This window comes from Faucicola osloensis, from assembly GCF_020041925.1.
Taxonomy (GTDB): Bacteria; Pseudomonadota; Gammaproteobacteria; order Pseudomonadales; family Moraxellaceae; genus Faucicola; species Faucicola osloensis_D.
In genome coordinates this window covers 534843-553092 of sequence record NZ_CP083409.1, presented here as the reverse complement: position 1 = coordinate 553092, position 18250 = coordinate 534843, and the positions used below count along the sequence as shown (strand labels likewise).

At 44.1% G+C, this 18250-nt stretch carries 17 protein-coding genes; 10 read left to right on the top strand and 7 right to left on the bottom strand.

The annotated features are described in order from the left end of the window. Nucleotides 1–68 precede the first annotated feature (68 nt). The 4 genes from LAJ61_RS02385 to LAJ61_RS02370 all read left to right on the top strand — a co-directional run bounded on the left by LAJ61_RS02385 (nucleotide 69) and on the right by LAJ61_RS02370 (nucleotide 2953). Entirely contained in the window at nucleotides 69–563 is a 495-nt protein-coding gene (locus tag LAJ61_RS02385) for a PAS domain-containing protein (protein WP_219331609.1), read from the top strand. Next, on the top strand, nucleotides 563–1309 hold the full coding sequence (locus tag LAJ61_RS02380; RefSeq protein WP_224054336.1) for a phosphate/phosphite/phosphonate ABC transporter substrate-binding protein: 747 nt from the start codon (nucleotides 563–565) through the stop codon (nucleotides 1307–1309). The genes LAJ61_RS02385 and LAJ61_RS02380 overlap by 1 nt, the downstream gene beginning before the upstream one ends. Nucleotides 1310–1515: 206 nt before the next feature. Then, complete coding sequence (locus LAJ61_RS02375; protein ID WP_224054335.1) at nucleotides 1516–2145, top strand: hypothetical protein; 630 nt, start codon at nucleotides 1516–1518, stop codon at nucleotides 2143–2145. A 130-nt stretch (nucleotides 2146–2275) separates the two neighbouring features. Further along, nucleotides 2276–2953: a hypothetical protein gene (locus LAJ61_RS02370; RefSeq protein ID WP_224054334.1), complete on the top strand. Its 678-nt coding sequence runs from the start codon at nucleotides 2276–2278 to the stop codon at nucleotides 2951–2953. A gap of 106 nt (nucleotides 2954–3059) precedes the next feature. On the opposite strand, the gene fkpB is transcribed toward LAJ61_RS02370, so the two are convergent. From fkpB to ribF, 4 genes are all read right to left on the bottom strand, one after another. After that, nucleotides 3060–3554 carry an FKBP-type peptidyl-prolyl cis-trans isomerase gene (fkpB, locus tag LAJ61_RS02365; RefSeq protein WP_224054333.1) on the bottom strand — a complete coding sequence of 165 codons (495 nt, stop codon included), beginning with the start codon at nucleotides 3552–3554 and terminating at the stop codon, nucleotides 3060–3062. A 23-nt stretch (nucleotides 3555–3577) separates the two neighbouring features. After that, complete coding sequence (gene lspA / locus LAJ61_RS02360) at nucleotides 3578–4126, bottom strand: signal peptidase II (RefSeq protein WP_224054332.1); 549 nt, start codon at nucleotides 4124–4126, stop codon at nucleotides 3578–3580. Further along, nucleotides 4119–7436 carry an isoleucine--tRNA ligase, N-acetyltransferase domain-containing gene (gene ileS / locus LAJ61_RS02355; RefSeq protein ID WP_310586031.1) on the bottom strand — a complete coding sequence of 1106 codons (3318 nt, stop codon included), beginning with the start codon at nucleotides 7434–7436 and terminating at the stop codon, nucleotides 4119–4121. The genes lspA and ileS overlap by 8 nt, the downstream gene beginning before the upstream one ends. Nucleotides 7437–7875: 439 nt before the next feature. Next, nucleotides 7876–8889, bottom strand: a complete 1014-nt coding sequence (gene ribF / locus LAJ61_RS02350) for a riboflavin biosynthesis protein RibF (protein ID WP_224054330.1) — start codon at nucleotides 8887–8889, stop codon at nucleotides 7876–7878. A gap of 125 nt (nucleotides 8890–9014) precedes the next feature. Between ribF and LAJ61_RS02345 the strand changes: the two genes are divergently transcribed. Beyond that, nucleotides 9015–9551 (top strand): GNAT family N-acetyltransferase, encoded by a 537-nt coding sequence (locus LAJ61_RS02345; protein ID WP_224054329.1) that lies wholly within the window; start codon nucleotides 9015–9017, stop codon nucleotides 9549–9551. Between the two features lie 71 nt (nucleotides 9552–9622). Here the strand turns inward: LAJ61_RS02345 and LAJ61_RS02340 are convergent, their stop codons facing one another. Next, on the bottom strand, nucleotides 9623–10774 hold the full coding sequence (locus LAJ61_RS02340) for a PilT/PilU family type 4a pilus ATPase (RefSeq protein ID WP_224054328.1): 1152 nt from the start codon (nucleotides 10772–10774) through the stop codon (nucleotides 9623–9625). 89 nt (nucleotides 10775–10863) lie between these two features. Further along, complete coding sequence (locus tag LAJ61_RS02335) at nucleotides 10864–11913, bottom strand: type IV pilus twitching motility protein PilT (protein WP_128680027.1); 1050 nt, start codon at nucleotides 11911–11913, stop codon at nucleotides 10864–10866. A 267-nt stretch (nucleotides 11914–12180) separates the two neighbouring features. Here LAJ61_RS02335 and LAJ61_RS02330 point away from each other — a divergent pair, with 267 nt between their 5' ends. From LAJ61_RS02330 to LAJ61_RS02320, 3 genes are all read left to right on the top strand, one after another. Then, nucleotides 12181–12906 carry a YggS family pyridoxal phosphate-dependent enzyme gene (locus LAJ61_RS02330; protein WP_224054327.1) on the top strand — a complete coding sequence of 242 codons (726 nt, stop codon included), beginning with the start codon at nucleotides 12181–12183 and terminating at the stop codon, nucleotides 12904–12906. A gap of 425 nt (nucleotides 12907–13331) precedes the next feature. Then, nucleotides 13332–13856: a C40 family peptidase gene (locus LAJ61_RS02325; protein WP_224054326.1), complete on the top strand. Its 525-nt coding sequence runs from the start codon at nucleotides 13332–13334 to the stop codon at nucleotides 13854–13856. A 353-nt stretch (nucleotides 13857–14209) separates the two neighbouring features. Continuing rightward, a complete protein-coding gene (locus LAJ61_RS02320) occupies nucleotides 14210–15559 on the top strand; it encodes a GGDEF domain-containing protein (RefSeq protein ID WP_224054325.1) in 1350 nt (449 codons plus the stop codon). 16 nt (nucleotides 15560–15575) lie between these two features. Here LAJ61_RS02320 and truD read toward each other — a convergent pair whose 3' ends face one another. Continuing rightward, nucleotides 15576–16655: a tRNA pseudouridine(13) synthase TruD gene (gene truD / locus LAJ61_RS02315; RefSeq protein WP_224054324.1), complete on the bottom strand. Its 1080-nt coding sequence runs from the start codon at nucleotides 16653–16655 to the stop codon at nucleotides 15576–15578. Nucleotides 16656–17003: 348 nt separating this feature from the next. Here truD and LAJ61_RS02310 point away from each other — a divergent pair, with 348 nt between their 5' ends. Together LAJ61_RS02310 and LAJ61_RS02305 are read left to right on the top strand one after the other, a co-directional pair. Continuing rightward, nucleotides 17004–17630, top strand: coding sequence for a GNAT family N-acetyltransferase (locus LAJ61_RS02310; RefSeq protein ID WP_224054323.1), 627 nt, complete (start codon nucleotides 17004–17006; stop codon nucleotides 17628–17630). 94 nt (nucleotides 17631–17724) lie between these two features. Further along, a complete protein-coding gene (locus LAJ61_RS02305; protein ID WP_224054322.1) occupies nucleotides 17725–18237 on the top strand; it encodes an META domain-containing protein in 513 nt (170 codons plus the stop codon). Nucleotides 18238–18250: the final 13 nt, after the last annotated feature.

Genomic DNA, 18250 nt, shown 5'->3' with positions numbered 1-18250 from the left:
CAATCACTAATATTAGCAACCGTGACTCAATCAAAAATTTATCCATCAAAAATTTATAAGGAGAGGTAATGAAATCCGTACAATTACCCGATATGGACCAACCTGCTGGCGGTGCCACAGCGCATCGTCTGACTTACTCAGATGGCTTAAGTCGTGTCGTTTATACCACCGAAAACGAGCTACCTTACCCCGATGGCAAACTTATCGTTTCACGCGTGGATTTAGATGGCATTATCACCCACGCCAATGACGCCTTCGTGGATATCAGTGGCTATAGCCGTGATGAATTAATTGGCGCGCCGCATCATATTTTGCGACATCCACAAATGCCAAAAGCCGCCTTTAAAGACTTGTGGCAAACAGTCGAAGCGGGCAAAAAATGGCATGGCTATGTCAAAAACTTGTGCAAAGATGGTAGCTATTACTGGGTGTATGCGACAGCTGTGCCCAATATCCGCCATGGCGAAACGGTTGGCTATACCTCGGTACGACGCAAACCATCACGCAGCAAAATCGCGCAAGCTGAAGCACTGTATCGCAAAATGCTAGAGGAGCAAGCCTAATGACAATTAATTTACTCATTGCGCCTGACTTCGCGCCTGAGCGTTTTGCAGGGTGGCATATGCTCAATACACTGCTACAAAAAAAATCCGGTATTCACATTCACTTACTGACACCCGCGTCTGCGCATGAACAAAACGACTTAATCCAAGCCCAAAACGTGGATATTATCTATGCCAATCCCTTTGACGCAGCGACAATGATTCGGGAGCAAGGTTATCGCGCGGTGGCGCGTCCACTGGGCAAATCTGATGAAATGGTGATTGCTGCAAAAGCCGACAGTGGCATTGCAGCACTTGATGATTTAAAAGCAGGCGGCACCATTGCCATGGCAGACAACCGTGATGTCAAATTGATTGGGCTTCGTCTGCTAGAAGCCGTGGATTTGTTAGAAACGGACATTACTTGGAAAGTTACCGAGACTTACCAAGCCGCTGCGCGTAATTTGATTAAAGGCGAAGCCGATGCCGCATTCTTTTTATCAGAAGTTTATCATAGCTTGTCACGCTTGACTTTATCGCAGATGCAGGTATTGATTGAAAGTGATTTGAGCGATATCAGCCATGTGTTACTGGTTAAAGAGAGTTTTGCCGACAGTGAGCCATTTATCGATGCCTTATTAAGCTTAAAGGACACCGCAGAGGGCGAACAAGTCTTACAAGAATTGGGGATGAGCGACGGTTTTGAGCCGATGACCCAAGAAGACGGCGAGTTTATGATTGATTTAATGGATACCTTATTGGATTAATCGGTCAAGCTTGTCATCTTGCCCAACAGCGCAATTCATGTTTAGATGGAATTGCGCTTTTTTTATGCTGAAGCGTTTTGATTGCAATCGGGTTTAATAGTATAGTAGGGGATAAATGCGGCAGTTTTTCACAGCGCTAGTCATTAATACCTCACCCTTGTCACATAACTTTTTATATAATTAGGCTAATTTTTTGAGGAATCAGCATGTATTCATTGTCGAATCGTAATCGTAGAAAATTTCAAAAACATTGGCTTAGTTTTCGTCTCTATAGTCGACAAGTAATTGACCAACCGATGAACATGGATATCCACACCAGTCGCATCATGGCAGCGATGGAGCTTGATGAAAAAGAGCCGTTGCAAGGTGCTTTAGCCGATATGTTTTATGGTTGTTGGTTTGACGTGCCCTATTTTGGTGACCGTATGCTCAACCAAGTTAGAGAAAAACTAACGCCAACGCTGCTACAGGGGTTTGACCAATGCGTCAATCATGGTGAGTATGTGTTTAAAGTCAGCAATCTTGCCACGCGCTGGAGCGTATTGGTATCGCCTTCAATAGTCACTTATCAACACCAACTACGTGTGTCCACCGATGACTCAAAAGTAGTGGCACAAACGACGATTGCTGCGTTATTAGATATCATGGAAGACGACGACCCTGAAGACCAAGCCGAGCAAATTGCCGAAATCGAAGAAGAATTCTTTAACCATTGTCTTGTTTGTCATGACCGATTGGCATTTAGTATGGTTTGGTGGGAAATGTCAAAAAACAAATGGGACTTTAATGACAAATGGCTTGAGACCAAAGAATATTTTGCCAAGCAAGCTGCTTAACCTTAACCGACTCGATAATTTAGCAGCCCAACCGATAAATTAGTAACCCAATTGATGAATGAGCTTTTGCATTCACCAACGCTATCATACAACATTACCTTTGCCGTCTATAAAATTTAAGGAAAACACCATGCCAGAACAAAACGACACCTATGTAATTTTAACGCCTGCCGGGGTATTGCATGGTTTTTCAAGCGCCAATCCCTCAGAGCAGCAACTAGCCTTGCAAGCGGTGCTTGCACCTGAACAAAGTATGACAGCGCGGGAATGGGGTGAGCGTTATAGTGACACTTGGCTAGATATGTTTATCGAAGAAGGGTGGATTGAGACCATTGAAAAGCGGGTGGTCGCTCCGCACGTGCAGCTGGATAATTTCTTAAAATATGTAGCAGCGAGTCTATCGGGTAGTCGCCGTGTCGTAATTGCGTCAGATGAAGGCTTTTGTCTAGCAAAAATGGGCTTTACCCAGCAAGAAGCAGAGACGCTGTCGGTAGCCGCCGCCGATTTTTATGGCTTTTTAGAACGCCAACAGCAGCGTGGTTGGGCGGTACATGGCTATGGGGTGTCATTTTTTACCAGTATTGATATGCTAATGCCCAATACCAGTATTGTGTTTTTATGGATCAATAAAACGGGCTATTTCTTGATTATCGAAGATGAGCCGCTCATCAATAACCGCGCTTTTGTGGAATTGGTGTGGGGTATTAAAGCGACGGGCGAACGGTTTGAGCAGCGTGCAACACTGGCACAACAATCAGACGCTAAACAAGGTGATGCGGCAGACGATGACACCCAAACGGTTAATTGATAGACTGTAAAAAACCGCTGAGAGTTAATCAGCGGTTTTTTATTGTCAGTGGTTTTTTATTGAAAGCTTCCATTCAGCTTAAGGTCAGTTTAATGCCAGTTGAATATCAGCTTAGTGTGATACCTTTACTATCTTTGGGGGTCACTCTAAAAATCTGCACTTTAAACAGTATATTTTGACCTGCCAATGGATGATTAAAATCCACTTTGATGGCGTCTGCAGTGACCTCACTCACCACACCCACGAGCGTGGTTTTGCCTTTGTCTTCAAATTCCATCATGGTGCCGACTTCAGGCAGATTGCCCGTCACGGCAAACTGCGCATGACTAAAAGTCTGTACGTTGTCAGGGTTCCACTCACCAAACGCTTCTTCAGGCGATAGCGATGCGGTGCGCGTGTCACCCGCTGTCAAGTTGATAAGTACCTTCTCAAACCCTTCAAGCAGACTGCCATCACCCACCACCAAGCGAACAGGTTCGCCACGCTCAAAGGTTGAGTCGATGACGGTGCCATTTTCTAAGCTGACCTCAAAATGCAAATCAACGGTTGAGTCTTGAGTGATGCGGGTTTGTTCGTTTGGCGTAATAATGTCATGATTCATGCGGTTGTTCATCCATCTAAAAATTAAAGGGTTTTACGTTTGGATTCTAATAAAAACGCATCGATTAAAATCAATGCAACGCCAATATTAATCGCCACATCAGCTGTATTAAAAATCGGGAAATGCCACGCATTGCCATAGTGCACATGCAAGAAGTCAATCACATAGCCTAGACGCACCCGATCAATCAAATTGCCCAAAGCGCCCGCCAGCACCAATGACAAGCCCAAAGCCAATAATTTGGCTTGTTGGGGTATTTTGCGTAGATACGCCATGATACCAAGGGAAACAGCCAGTGCCAGTCCGCTAAACAGCCATTTTTGCCAGCCGCCTTTATCTGCCAAAAAACTAAACGCCGCGCCATAGTTGTGACCAAGGGTAAAGTTAAAAATCGGCTCAATAATCGGCGTGGTTTGATACAGCTGGTAGTTGTGCTCAAAGTACAACTTGGTGAGTTGGTCGATAATTATTGCCAAAACCGCAATACCATACCACATCATGGCTTTGTTGCCGTTGATGGGTGGGGTAGTGGATGAATGAGTGGCAGCAGTCGTTACCTGTGTATTAGGCATAATGACGCACCTCGCCTTGACCTTCGACATTCTCGGCGCAGCGGCCACAGATTTCTGGATGGGCAGGATTGATGCCGATATCTTCGCGAATGTGCCAACAGCGGATACATTTTTCACCCGTAGCAGGCTTGACCACTACCGCAACTTGGCTGTCTTCATCGGTATAGGTCACATTGCTTGGTTTTTCGGCGAATGGTTTTACGCTTGCTTGACTTGAAATCAACACAAATTTGAGCTCATCACCCAGTTTGTTAAGTGATTGGACGGTGCTGTCTGGGGCGAATACCGTGACATCGGCTGACAAATTGGCATTAATCACTTTGTCGGTGCGCGCAATTTCATAGGCTTTGTTGACGGTTTCTTTGACATTCAAAATCGCTTGCCAATCCGATTCGCTCACGTCATCTAATACCACTGGTGGGAATTCATACCATTCTTCGGTAAAGATGTAGCCATTGCCATTGCTTGTATGCGTCCCTTTTAAGATTTCCCAGGCTTCTTGTGCGGTAAACGATAAAATCGGTGCAATCCAGCGCAGTAACGCATGGGCAATATGATAAATTGCAGTTTGTGCTGAGCGGCGCGCTTTACCATTGGCTTTGGTGGTGTATTGACGGTCTTTGATGATATCTAAATAAAAACCGCCCAAATCTTGTGAACAAAACCCCACCACCGCTTGACACACTTGGTGAAAATCCATGTTGGTATAAGATTGGCGAATGTCAGCTTGTACCGCCTCAGCGCGTTTTAAAATGTACTTGTCAAGGCTGACTAGGGTATTGGCATCCACCATGTCGGTGGCTGGGTCAAAGTCGTCTGTATTCGCCAGTAAAAAACGAATGGTGTTACGAATACGGCGATACATATCGGTGGTGCGCGCAAAGCCTTCAGTCGATACTGCCATCTCGTAACGGTAGTCACTGGAGCCGACCCATAGACGCACGATATCAATACCATATTTATTAGCAAGTTCTTGCGGCTCAAAGCCTTTGGTATTGCCTTTGGATTTTGATAATTTATAGCCTTTGGCATCTACGGTAAACCCGTGCGTCAACACTTGCTTGTACGGTGGACGACCATAAATCGCTTCACTCACCAAAAGCGACGACTGAAACCAACCACGATGTTGGTCAGAGCCTTCAAGGTATAAATCCGCAGGATTGGCTAAGTCAGGACGATTGGCAAGCACGGCAAAATTGGTCGACCCTGAGTCAAACCACACATCTAGCGTATCGGTCGATTTTTGATACGCTTTAGCATCATCCCCGATAAAGTCTTCAGCCGCAGCATCAAACCACGCTTCCACACCACCTTGCTCAATCACTTGCGCGACTTTTTCCATCAGCTCGGTCGTATTTGGGTGCAAATCGCCCGTGTCTTTGTGGATAAAAAAGGCAATCGGCACGCCCCAAGTACGTTGGCGGCTAATACACCAATCTGGGCGACCATGCATCATCGATTCGATGCGATTTTGTCCCCAACTTGGCGTCCATACGACCTTTGGAATATCGGTCAACGCTTGCTCACGCAGACCTTGGCTTTCCATGTTGATAAACCATTGGGGCGTTGAACGGAAAATAATCGGCGTTTTGTGTCGCCAGCAATGCGGATAGCTGTGAGTAATCACGTCATGCTTGAGTAAATGGCCACTGGCTTTGAGCGTTTCGATAATTTTTGGTTGCGCTTTATAAATATGCTCGCCGACAAAAACTTTGGCTTCAGGCAAATACACGCCGTTACCTGCGACTGGGTTTTCGGTAGGCAAGTGAAATTTTTGACCGACCATATAGTCATCGACGCCGTGCGCGGGCGCAGTGTGTACCAAACCCGTACCGCTATCTGCCGTCACGTGGTCGCCTGTGATAATCGGCACTTGGCGCTCGGCAATCAGTGGATGCTGCGCTTTAAGTACGGTTAACGCATCGCCTTTCACGGTTGCCAACACACTGTATTCTTTGGCGTTAAACACACTCATTAAATGCGCAACTAAATTATAAGCGACAATCAAATGGCTGATTCTTGCCTGTTGTTTTTCGCCTGCTATTTGATAAAACAAGCGCTCGCCCAAACCGTTGTCAGCGGTTTTTTGATAAGTTGCGCCAATTTTTTCTAACGCTTTGGCAGAACGCTGATTATCAGGGGCAACATGAAACCAAATCGTTTCTCGCTGCGGTTGGGCGTGGTTTAGCATAGCCGATTTAATTTCAGCATTTGCCCCTGATCCCCAATACTCACGGGTCAAAAAGGTATAGCCAATCGCAATCGAATTTTCTTCAATATTATCATCATAAAAACGGGTTGTGCCGATAATGTTATTGGTTTTTTTATCGACAATCGCAAAGGCTTTTTGTTCAAGGGCTTTTTTGAAATACGGCTCAAATACGGCAGGTTCGTGGCGTTTTTCCGGCAACATTTCCCAAATCAAAGGGTCAGATGCACTTGCCTGTAAAGCGGTTTTATCGTCTTTGGTTAAACGGCGAAGTAAATAATTAGGCGTGTCAAGCGTGGTAGGAATAGCAAATGCTTGTTTGTTAAACGTCACTTTTACCACGGAATATTCTAGCTCAGAGCTTGCGGTAATCGCCTGATTGGCAGGCAACGTCCAAGGCGTAGTGGTCCAAATCACCGCCTGCAAAGCGCCTTCAATCGCTTTAGTTGCCGCTAACGCCTCACGGTTGACGATATCAAAACCGACATAAATCGCATCGGATTTTTTATCTTCATATTCCACTTCCGCTTCTGCGAGCGCCGAACCACAATCCAAACACCAATTCACCGGCTTCATACCACGAGTGATATGACCGTTTTTGTAGATTTCTGCCAATGCACGGACGGTATCAGCTTCTTGCTTAAAGTTCATGGTCAGATAAGGATTTCCCCAGTCACCCAATACGCCCAAGCGTTTAAAGTCAACCATTTGCAGGTCAATTTGGCTTTTGGCATAGTCACGGCAAGCGCCGCGAAACTCGGTTGACGTCACGATGGCACCGTTTTTGCTTTTGTCTTTATGGGGTTGACCCACTTTACCGATAATGCCTTCTACCTTTTGCTCAATCGGCAATCCATGACAATCCCAACCCGGTACATACGGCGCGTCATAACCGTCAAGCGTCTTGTATTTGACAATCATGTCTTTGAGCACTTTATTCACCACGTGACCCAAGTGAATCTGACCGTTGGCATAGGGAGGGCCATCATGCAATACATACTTTTCGCGACCTTGACGAGCGCGACGAATTTGGGCATACACATCGTCGGCAAACCATTGTTCTAGCCATTTAGGTTCGCGTTTGGCAAGGTCGCCACGCATGGGAAATACGGTATCGGCAAGGTTTAGGGTGTCTTTATAGTCGATTGACTGATTGTCAGTGTTGTCGGTCATGTAACTCTCGGTATTCTATAAAAAGTGCAAAAGGTAAAAAATTGATAACAGGGTATTATATGTTAAAATTGGCAGATTGACAAAGCGTGGTTTGGCTTATCTCATGCTTGATTTTGGTAAGCTTGTCATAAAAAAATCTCACTCACCAAAATAGCTATAAACGCTAAATATAGTTGGGGAAGGATACAATTTTCCACCAGCCTACAAGGGTTGCCCTACCTACTGTTAATGGCAAGTGGCAACGCAGGGTATAAGGAAGTGTAGGCAAGTTATTTTTGACCCTGCCGAATCAGAGAATTTGGCTGGCTTGGGTACGCCTAGTATGTTGCTTAGAAGTAGCAGGGTGGAGGCTGAGACGCCAAAGTCATTAAGGGATTGATTTCGCAAAGGCTTGCTGCTCGCGCCAGTCAAGTAAATCCACCACGTCTTGGGCAATGCCTTGTTTTAATGCGTCAAGCCCAGCATAATTTTTTTCCCCATGTAAAAAATGCAAAAACGTCACCGTCAGTTCTTTGCCGTACAAATCCCCGTCAAACTTTGGAAAATTGACTTCCAGTCGCCATTCTATCCCATACTTATTTTTTAGCGCAGGGCGAGTACCCACATTGCAAGCGCCAAACAAACTGCCTTTGGTGAGTCCTTGCACGCCAGTTTGACTATTTTTCCCCAGTGTTGATAAATCTGTGCCATCGGTAGCGGTCACCGACACCGCAAAAATCCCATGCAGGGCAGGCTTGATGCGGTTTAGCGCAATATTGGCGGTGGGAAAATCAAGCGTGCGACCGATTTTATCGCCATGTTCCACCATGCCAGTAATCGCATAATCTCGCCCTAGCAGATGCTTTGCGGTTGCCAAGTCCCCTTGTTGCAAACAGTCTCGAATGCGGGTTGAGCTGACACGCTCATCTTGATGCGCATGGTCGGTCACGGTATGCAAAATTTGCACAGGCAAGCCAAACGCACGCAAAAACTCACTATCGCCAGTGCGGTCATGCCCAAAGCGAAAATCATCCCCCAATACCAAACGCTTCACGTTTAACTTGACCAACATTTTGGCAAAATCGTGTGCCGATAAATTGCGAAAGTCATTATCAAAATTTGCCACAATCAAGCTATCGATATTGTGTTCAGCAATCAATTGGGTTTTTTCTGCCAAATTGGTGAGCCTTGCAGGGGCGGTTTGCGGGCTAAAAAACTCACGCGGCTGTGGTTCAAATATCATCACCATACTGGCAAGTTGCTGAGATTTTGCCAAAGATTTGGCTTTATCCAGCATCGCTTGGTGACCCAAATGTACCCCATCAAAATTACCAATCGTCAGTACCGAATCAGGTAATAGGGTTGGACTTTTTAGCCAGTCAGATAAGTCAATCACGTTCATGAGCATCGCAAACTATTAATTTTATGAAATCGCTTATTATAAAGTAAAAATGTTGTTAACATACGCGCTAATGAGATTTTTCGGCAAATTTTAGCCGCATTTTTTAGTTCAATTTTGGAGTCGCTATGTCTGCAGCGCATCAAAACCTTAGTATTCGCTTAGCTGCGATTGATGATTTACCGCGCATCGTTGAAATTTATAACCAAAGTATCGCAGGTAAGCAAGCCACGGCGGACTTACAGCCTGTGAGTGTGGCAGATAGGCAAGCGTGGTTTGACGCCCATACGGGCAATCGTCCGTTGGTGGTTGCCCAAACTCGCTCCGAAACTAGCTCCGAAACTAGCTTGGGTGAAATCGTCGGTTGGGGCAGTTTATCTGATTTATATGCGCGTCCTGCCTATCATATCAGTACTGAAATCAGTATCTATGTGGCAGAGGAAGCCAAGGGGCAAGGCGTGGGTAAGGCGTTGGTCAATTATTTAATCGAAGTTGCGCCAAGTTGTGGCGTGCAGCAAGTTGTTGCGCTAATTTTTGCCCATAATGCACCGAGCCTTGCGATGTTTGGTAAGCTAGGATTTGAGTCATGGGGCAAGTTTAAGCAAGTTTGTGATATGAACGGATTTATGGCGGATGTGGTGATTTTGGGAAAAAGTATAGATTAGATAAAAAAAGGCTCAATATGAGCCTTTTTTGTGTTACACAGGTGCTGTGATTATAAGACGATAGCCTGTTGTTAGAACATTGTGTTCTCATTTGCTGCGCTATTATCGTCAGATTGCAGGGAGAAATTTAGTTCATTTTCATCAATTTTATGGGCTGATTTACTTTCAAGCTTAATGAGTAGGCGTAAATCATTGGGTGAGTCAGCGTGTTTGATGGCATCGCGGTAAGTGATTTCGCCATTTTCATACAAATCAAACAACGCTTGGTCAAAGGTTTGCATGCCAAGTTCGCGAGAGCGTTTCATGACGGGCTTAATTTCGTGGATTTCCCCTTTACGGATGTAATCCCCAATCAGTTGCGAATTGAGCAAAATTTCAATCGCAGCGCGGCGACCTTTGCCATCAGGTGTGGCAATCAATTGCTGCGCTACAATGGCTCGAAGGTTCAATGACAAATCCATCAAAATCTGCTCATGATGCTCTGCTTCAAAGAAGTGAATGATACGGTCAATCGCTTGGTTGGCATTGTTGGCGTGTAGGGTGGCAAACACCAAGTGCCCTGTTTCGGCATATTGAATGGCATAATCCATGGTTTCGCGGGTACGAATCTCGCCAATCAAAATCACATCAGGCGCTTGACGCAGGGTATTTTTTAATCCTGCTTCAAATGACTTGGTATCAATGCCAACTTCGCGTTGGGTGATGATACAGCCTTTGTGCTCATGGACGTATTCAATCGGGTCTTCGATGGTAATGATATGACCGCGCGAATTCTCGTTGCGATACCCCATCATAGCCGCCAGCGTGGTAGATTTACCCGTACCCGTCGCACCGACCAGTAGCACGATACCGCGTTTTTTCATGGCAATTTCATTCAAAATCGGCGGTAGATTGAGTTGCTCTACCGTCGGAATTTTGGTTTCAATTTTACGTAGCACCATGCCCGCACAGTCTTTTTGGACAAAGGCAGAGACACGAAAGCGGGCGTTTTGGTGTTTGTCACTAATGGCAAACTGGCATTCGAGGGTTTCGTCAAATTCTTTGATTTGACTAGGCGTCATCACGCTTTTGACCAGCGTCATCGATTGCTCTGGGGTCAACGCTGACTTGGTGACTGGCATGATAGTACCATTGACTTTCATTGATGGTGGCGCATCAGCGGTGATAAAAAGGTCAGAGCCGTTTTTTTGTACCATTAGCTGCAGTAATTTATCAAAATCCATATCAGATATCTCGCATTGTTTGTATAAATTTTAAGAAACTGTGTTTTGATAAACATTGTTTCTATAAGATAATTTCTATAAAACAGTGATTACATAAAGCTTTCCGGTTGTTTGGCATATTGGCGTGCCGATTCTTTGCTAATCACGCCTTTATTGACCAGTTCGCGAAGACTTTGATCAAGTGTGGTCATACCATCGCCCGCACTGGTTTGGATGGCAGAGTACATTTGGGCGACTTTGTTTTCACGAATCAAGTTACGAATCGCAGGCGTACCAATCATGATTTCATGCGCGGCGACACGACCACCTGTTTGGCGTTTGAGTAGCGATTGCGAGATAACCGCTTGCAGCGATTCAGATAACATCGCACGAATCATATCTTTTTCTGCGGCGGGGAACACGTCGACCACACGGTCAATGGTTTTGGCAGCAGATGAGGTATGCAATGTCCCAAATACCAAGTGACCTGTTTCAGCAGCGGTCAATGCCAAGCGGATGGTCTCAAGGTCACGCATCTCACCGACCAAAATAACATCGGGGTCTTCACGTAGGGCAGAGCGCAGCGCGGCGTCAAAGCTTAAGGTATCACGGTGGACTTCCCGTTGGTTGATAAGGGATTTTTTTGATTGATGCACAAATTCAATCGGGTCTTCAATGGTTAAGATATGTTCTTTACGGTTTTCGTTGATATAGTTAATCATCGCCGCCAGGGTGGTTGACTTACCCGAGCCCGTTGGACCGGTGACCAGTACCACGCCGCGTTTGTAATTAGAGATTTTCTCAAAAATCGGTCCCATCCCAAGTTGCTCCATCGTCAAGACCTCAGACGGGATGGTACGAAATACCGCACCTGCGCCACGGTTTTGGTTAAAGGCATTGACACGAAAGCGCGCCACATTGGGAATTTCAAACGAAAAGTCAGTTTCAAAAAACTCTTCATAATCGGCACGTTGTTTGTCATTCATGATGTCATAAATCAAGCTATGCACTTTTTGGTGATCGAGCGGCGGCATGTTGATTTTAGTAATTTCACCATCTACCCGAATCATCGGCGGTAAGCCTGCTGAAATGTGTAAGTCAGAGGCTTTATTTTTGAATGCAAAACGCAACAAATCGTCAATCGATAATTCCTTTGCCATGATAGCGAATCCTACAGGTGGGTAATGAAAATACAAAAGCAGCAATAGAAAAAAGCCGCGGGGAAAAAAGATAGTTATACTATAATCATCCGCCCACAAAAAAAACAGAAAAAACTGACTAGGGGTCATAGTTTTTTGTTGATTTTAGCTTATGTTAAACTCAATTGGAAAATTGGGGACACAAGTGCAAAAAAAACGTTACCTTAACCCAGTAGCCATCAAGCCAGTCCCCTATCTACAGAAAAAGTTCAACAGGAAAAGTTAACCATGCAAACATTCTATGAGCAACAGCCATCAGCGACAATCGCAACAGACGCTGAAAACCAAGCCTTGATAGCGCGTTGGCAACAGGTGAAAACTGACGTTGCTAGGCTCAATCCAACTGTCAAACTGCTTGCCGTATCCAAAACCAAACCCAACTGGATGATTCGCACGTTAGCGCAGCAAGGTCAGCAGGATTTTGGTGAAAACTATGTGCAAGAAGCGGTGGCAAAAATCGCCGCACTCAAAGACGTTACTGCTAACGAGCAGCCATTGGTGTGGCATTATATCGGTCATATCCAGCGTAACAAGACCAAAGAGTTGGCAGCGCATTTTGATTGGGTGCATGGGGTCGATCGCTTAATTATTGCCCAGCGTCTCAATGAGCAAAGGGGTGAGCAGCTCCCGCCACTCAATATCTGTATTGAAGTCAATATTGACGATGAAGCCAGTAAATCAGGCTGCCAGTCAGACCAGTTACCCGAATTGGTGACACAGATTAGTCAACTGCCCAATTTGCAATTACGCGGACTGATGATTATCCCTGCCAAAAATTCCGCTTCTGCCTTTGTCAAAACCCAACAGCTTTTTGAGCAAAACAAGCGCTATCATGCACATCCTGAGCAGTGGGATACTTTGTCAATGGGCATGAGCGGCGATATTGAGCAAGCCATTATCGCAGGTGCCACCATCGTTCGTATTGGCACCGCCATTTTTGGGGCAAGAGATTAGTGCAAATGATGGGGTAAAAAGACAGCAATTTAACAATTTTTAGCCGTTTTTACTCAACTATTAAGCAGGGTCAGTTACATATTGCCCCTGCTTTTTTTACATGACACTAAAATAAATACGGGGTAATAGGTAATTATTTAAGCCAATGTTATATTAAATCAATGATTTTATTACCCAATTATTGCTGTATGCTTTCTATAAACTTTCTGCAAGCAAATTAGCTTACATTGTAATATTTTTTAACATTTTATGGAAAAAAGATATCCACATCCAAAAAACTTTATTGGTATGATGGCGTTGTTTTACAGAATGTAACCAATACAATAGTTATGTAATTTTTATCCGTATATCAACTTTTTAGCTTCTAGCAATCAATTTTGATATAGCCCATATACGGATAAAAGTTCTGAACGGATTAAAGCCCTATGAACTTTCTTCAAAAAACTTTATTAACCGCTCTACCTTGTGTCTTGTTCAGCCTAGCCCCAACCGCTGCCAATGCCGACAATGGTATCACAGAATATTTCGGTAGCTTTAACTCAACTGTTTCTCAAAATCCAGAGGGTGGCTCAAAAGTAGATAGCCTCATTGCAAAAGCCAAAAACTTTATCGGCTTACCATACCGCTGGGGCGGTACGAGCCCAACAAGTGGTTTTGATTGTAGCGGCTTTATGCAATATGTTTATAAACAAACCGCCAATATCAATCTACCACGTACCTCAGGCAGCATGGCACAAGTGGGTGAACGTATTAACCGTAGTGAGCTAAAACCAGGCGATATGGTGTTTTTCTCTCACGGTGGTGGTCGTATCTCTCATGTGGGCATGTACATCGGTGAAGGTCGTTTTATTCATTCACCATCAACGGGCAAAAGTATTTCTATTACAAGTTTAGATTCTGGCTATTGGGCAAATAAATTCGTGACAGCACGCCGTGTATTGGACGCTTGAGTGTAATCAAGAACATTACTATTAAAGAATATTGTTGAAAAAACCAATAAAGTTAAAACTCTGTAAAATGTTGATCAAGGTAAGCCAATGCTTACCTTTTTTATTTTGTCGAGGAAATTTTGATAAAATAGATAAGTCAAGAATAATTAAAAAAAATTAAACATTTACTCATTGGTCATTAATAAAGTATTAGAATGAAGCAACAATACCTTATATAATCTTTAAGGTAAGTTAAATGCAAACGACTAAAACTAATCAATGAACGACAATGACTAATGACTGACATAGCTGTCTTGATTCGTTTAATGCGTGACGCCCTCTTTTAATAGATTTATTGATTTTGCAATAATCCTATGACCCAAACCGCCTTGCCAAGCTTTAAAGAACAATTGCAGCAAACGCTAAAATTTTTTAGCTTTAAACCTTCGCTATATATCAATTCGCCAAGAGTCAACAATACCAATAAATTCATGTTGTTTATTATGTTGGCGTTGGTTGAGACATTTTTTCATTTGATTTGGTATGCGACAGTTCTTGTCATCACACTACCCATAGATATCTTTCCTTTTGCGCACAAGTTTAACCAAATCTTTAATCGCAGCTTGATGATAAATATCACCTATTTGGGACTGGCGATGGTATTGTTTTGCGGGTATTCACTATGGGTCATCACCCGCATGCCTGAACAGTCAAGACTTTGGCGAGAGTACCAAATCTTTTTTGTAATCATCTATTTGATTTATGAAAATCTTTTTATCGTTTGGATTGGCAACAACAGTGCGCTTGAAGGCGTAATGCTCATCAGTGCCACCGGTCTTGGGATGGTGCTATTAAGATGGCGACTGGTCTGGGTATCGTTTGTCACTTGTATTGTTGCATTATTTATTTTTAATATGAGTAATAGCATGAACTGGTGGCAATTGTTGCCTAGGTTGTATCCAAGCTTAGCAGCGCGTAGTCATTGGCTTTGGGGATTGTCTTTTAGCTTTTTGGTAACCGCCAAAGCAACGGTCACGCTGTATTGTATTTTGCAGGGCATGAAAGTCATGAGTTTTCAGCGCCGCAAAATTTATGATTTGCTAGAAGCCGATGCGCTCACCAATATCGCCAATCGGCGTACCATTTATAGTTTTTTGAGTTATTTATGGGAACGTAAAAGCGATTGGAACACGCTTAGTGTGATTTATATTGATTTGGACAAATTTAAACATATCAATGACGAATACGGTCATGACGCCGGTGATGCGACGTTGATTTGTACCGCGAATACCTTAAAAAACTTCTTGCCGACAGGGACGATGTTTGGACGTATGGGCGGGGAAGAGTTTTGCATCATCTTGCCAAATACTGGGATTGAGCAAGCTGTCAATATGGCAGAGCAGCTGCGCCAAGCGTTTGAAAAGCAAGTGGTGAGATATGGGATTTTTGATACAGAAATTCAATTTACCGCAAGCTTAGGTATTGCCAGCGTTTATCAAAATCATGGGGGAGATAGCGACCGCACGGATGATAATCGCGGTTTTATCGAATATATGCGCGAGTATGTGCATAGTTTACCGACCATGCCTGCACTGCCGCCTGCCCTTGAGCGCATTATCAAATGCTCCGATTTGGCAATGCAGCAAGCCAAAGCCAATGGTCGCAACTGTGTGGTCAAAGGTCAATGTTATTTATTGATGACGCAAAGCAATCAGCCGTCATAACTCAGCCTTCATAAAATCAGTTAAGTACCGAGCTTGCAACAAGCGTATCAATCATCGTCGTCGCAAAACTGCCTGCCGGCAATTCAAACTCTAACACCAATGTCTGATCCTCTTGCCAAACCCATTGCAAGTTACTGGGCAGCATACGCAGGGGGCGGCGCTGCTGCTTTAAACCAAACTCAATCAGACCTTGACTTAGCTGCTGATAAATGGGATTGTCAGTGATGACTGATAGTTCTAATGCGTTAACCTTACCACTGCTTTTTAACTCACCTGCGCCCCACATCGGTGCAGTCAAATGGATATCGCCACTTTGTAGTCTTGACATCATGGTCTCATCTATATGCTGTGCCACAAAAATACTGTTCGAACCCGCCAAATTCATCACATCGCCATCAAGCGGTTGCTTCCAAAAGCCCAACGCGATACGTTTTGCCAAGATGGCATTGAATAATTCACTACGCGCTGCTGACAGATACAGACTGATTTTATCTTGGTCAAATTTGCGATGAATTTTTTTACCCCTAATTGTATGGTGGGTGAATAGTTCGATAGCGGCATCAATATTATTGGCATCATGCCCAAAGCGCTGCTCGCCAAAATAATTGGGAACACCTTGTGTTTTGATAGTCGCAAGTTGTTGCTCGATGGCGGCTTTTTCACCCACCACATTGCGTAGGGTGATGATAAACTGATTGGCTTGGTGAGTACCGCGACCCAGTTTTTTATAATGCCAATGCTGTGCCAGTAATTGCAGGGTTTCATCGCTAGCTAATTTAGTTTGGACAAATTGCTCAAAGTTTTGTTCAGGGGCAATTTTTTTTGGCAAGCGAAGACTAAACCATTGCGTCGTCACCGCATGACGATCTTTGAGACCGGAATATCCCACATCCTTGAGTGGGATGCCTGCCCATTGTGACAACACCTTTGCTACAAAATTGGTATTCATTCGGGTCTTTTGAATATGAACCCAAAGATGCTCGCCTGTATGGCTGCATTCAATGCCAAGTTTTTCATGGACAATAAAATCAGTGGGTTGTTGTTTATAAATCGCCGATTGAATCGTAGGGGTATAGGGTGAAGGCAGTTTTGGCATGCTAGGGTTACTTGCAAAAGGTTTATTTTAACAAATGGATGATTGATAAACCATCTCGATTACAGATTCGATTATAGCAGCGCTTCATTATCGGCATGCTTTATTGTCTCATACAAAAATATGACGGCAACGACAATGACGTCAAATACGGCTTGAATGCCAAAGCAATTGCCAATAAAGTAACATTCAATCAAGTGATCTTCAATAAAATAACAGTGCTTAATTTAGGTATGTTGGCTAATTTAGGTGAATTGGGTGCATTGGTTGGCAAAATCAGTCATCTTGACTTGGCAAAATGTTTAACGCATCCTATTTTTTAGCGAATGTGAGCATAAAAAGAGAAAAAACATGAAAAACCCGGATAGCGATATCGATAAAAACGCCGTGCAATTACGCGTTGCCACGCAACAAGACGTCGAAAATTTGGTAACTTTGCTCAATCGCTGTTACCGCTCAGATGAAGGCTGGACCAATGAAGCGGCTTTGATTGGTGGGATTCGTACCACGCCCGAGGAAATGACAGCCCTGATAGACAGCCCCAATGTTTATCTATTCGTGTTTGAAAATCCGCACGATAGCGATGATTTGCTCGGGTGTATTGCTGTGGATTTCTCACCCATTAACCATCAGCCAGCGGCGTATATTGGCACTTTTGCGGTTCATCCTGCTGTACAAGGTAGAGGCATTGGCGACACGATGTTGTCTGCGGTAGAAACGTTTGCTATCAGACACGCCCGTGCCAAAAACTTAAGCCATTTACCTTTAACCCATTTGTCCATGTCGATTTTAAGTCATCGACCAGAGCTGTTAAGTTATTATCAACGCCGCGGTTATCTACTGACAGGGGAGAGGATGGCATTTCCAAGGGACGGCAACAATGGCGACCCCAAACGCGATGATGTATTTTTAGAGTTTTTGCAAAAACCCATTCAAGCAAATGAAACATCCATCAAATCTAGTAATACAATCGAATAACAATAATCATTATGCTCGGCAATAGCGTCTTAAGGGCATTTTATATAATGGTTGCGATAATTTTTTACACAATAATTTTAAACAAAAGGAAAGCATGATGAAAAAATGTGCCAAAACCTATTCACTAGCGCTAAGTTGCTTGATAGCAGGAACGCTGGCAATGACAGGCTGTCAAACCATAGCGGATAGTAACTCAGGGATGTCTAACCCGACCCAAGCGCTCACCTTACCGTTAGCCGATGCCACGTTGCAAAATTATCGCTGGCAATTGGTCTCGGTGACTGATTTTTCGGGTAAGCCCACTAAACTTGAATTGTTTAACCAAGCCAAACCGCTGTTGGTCAGCTTTGATAAAGGTCGGGTTAGCTTTGACAACACCTGCAATCGCATGTGGGGCAATTATAGCCTGACCCATAACAATGTATTGATAAAAAATATCGTTTCTACGCGCATGATGTGTATGCCAGAATCGCGCATGGCATTTGATGCGGCTGCGCCATCCACACTCAATGGACAATTTAAACTGACCCAAGATAGCAAAGGCACACCGATGTTGACGGTAACCGATAACAACCAAATCAGTCTATTTAAAGCGGGTGCCAAATAAGGTTTTTCATTGA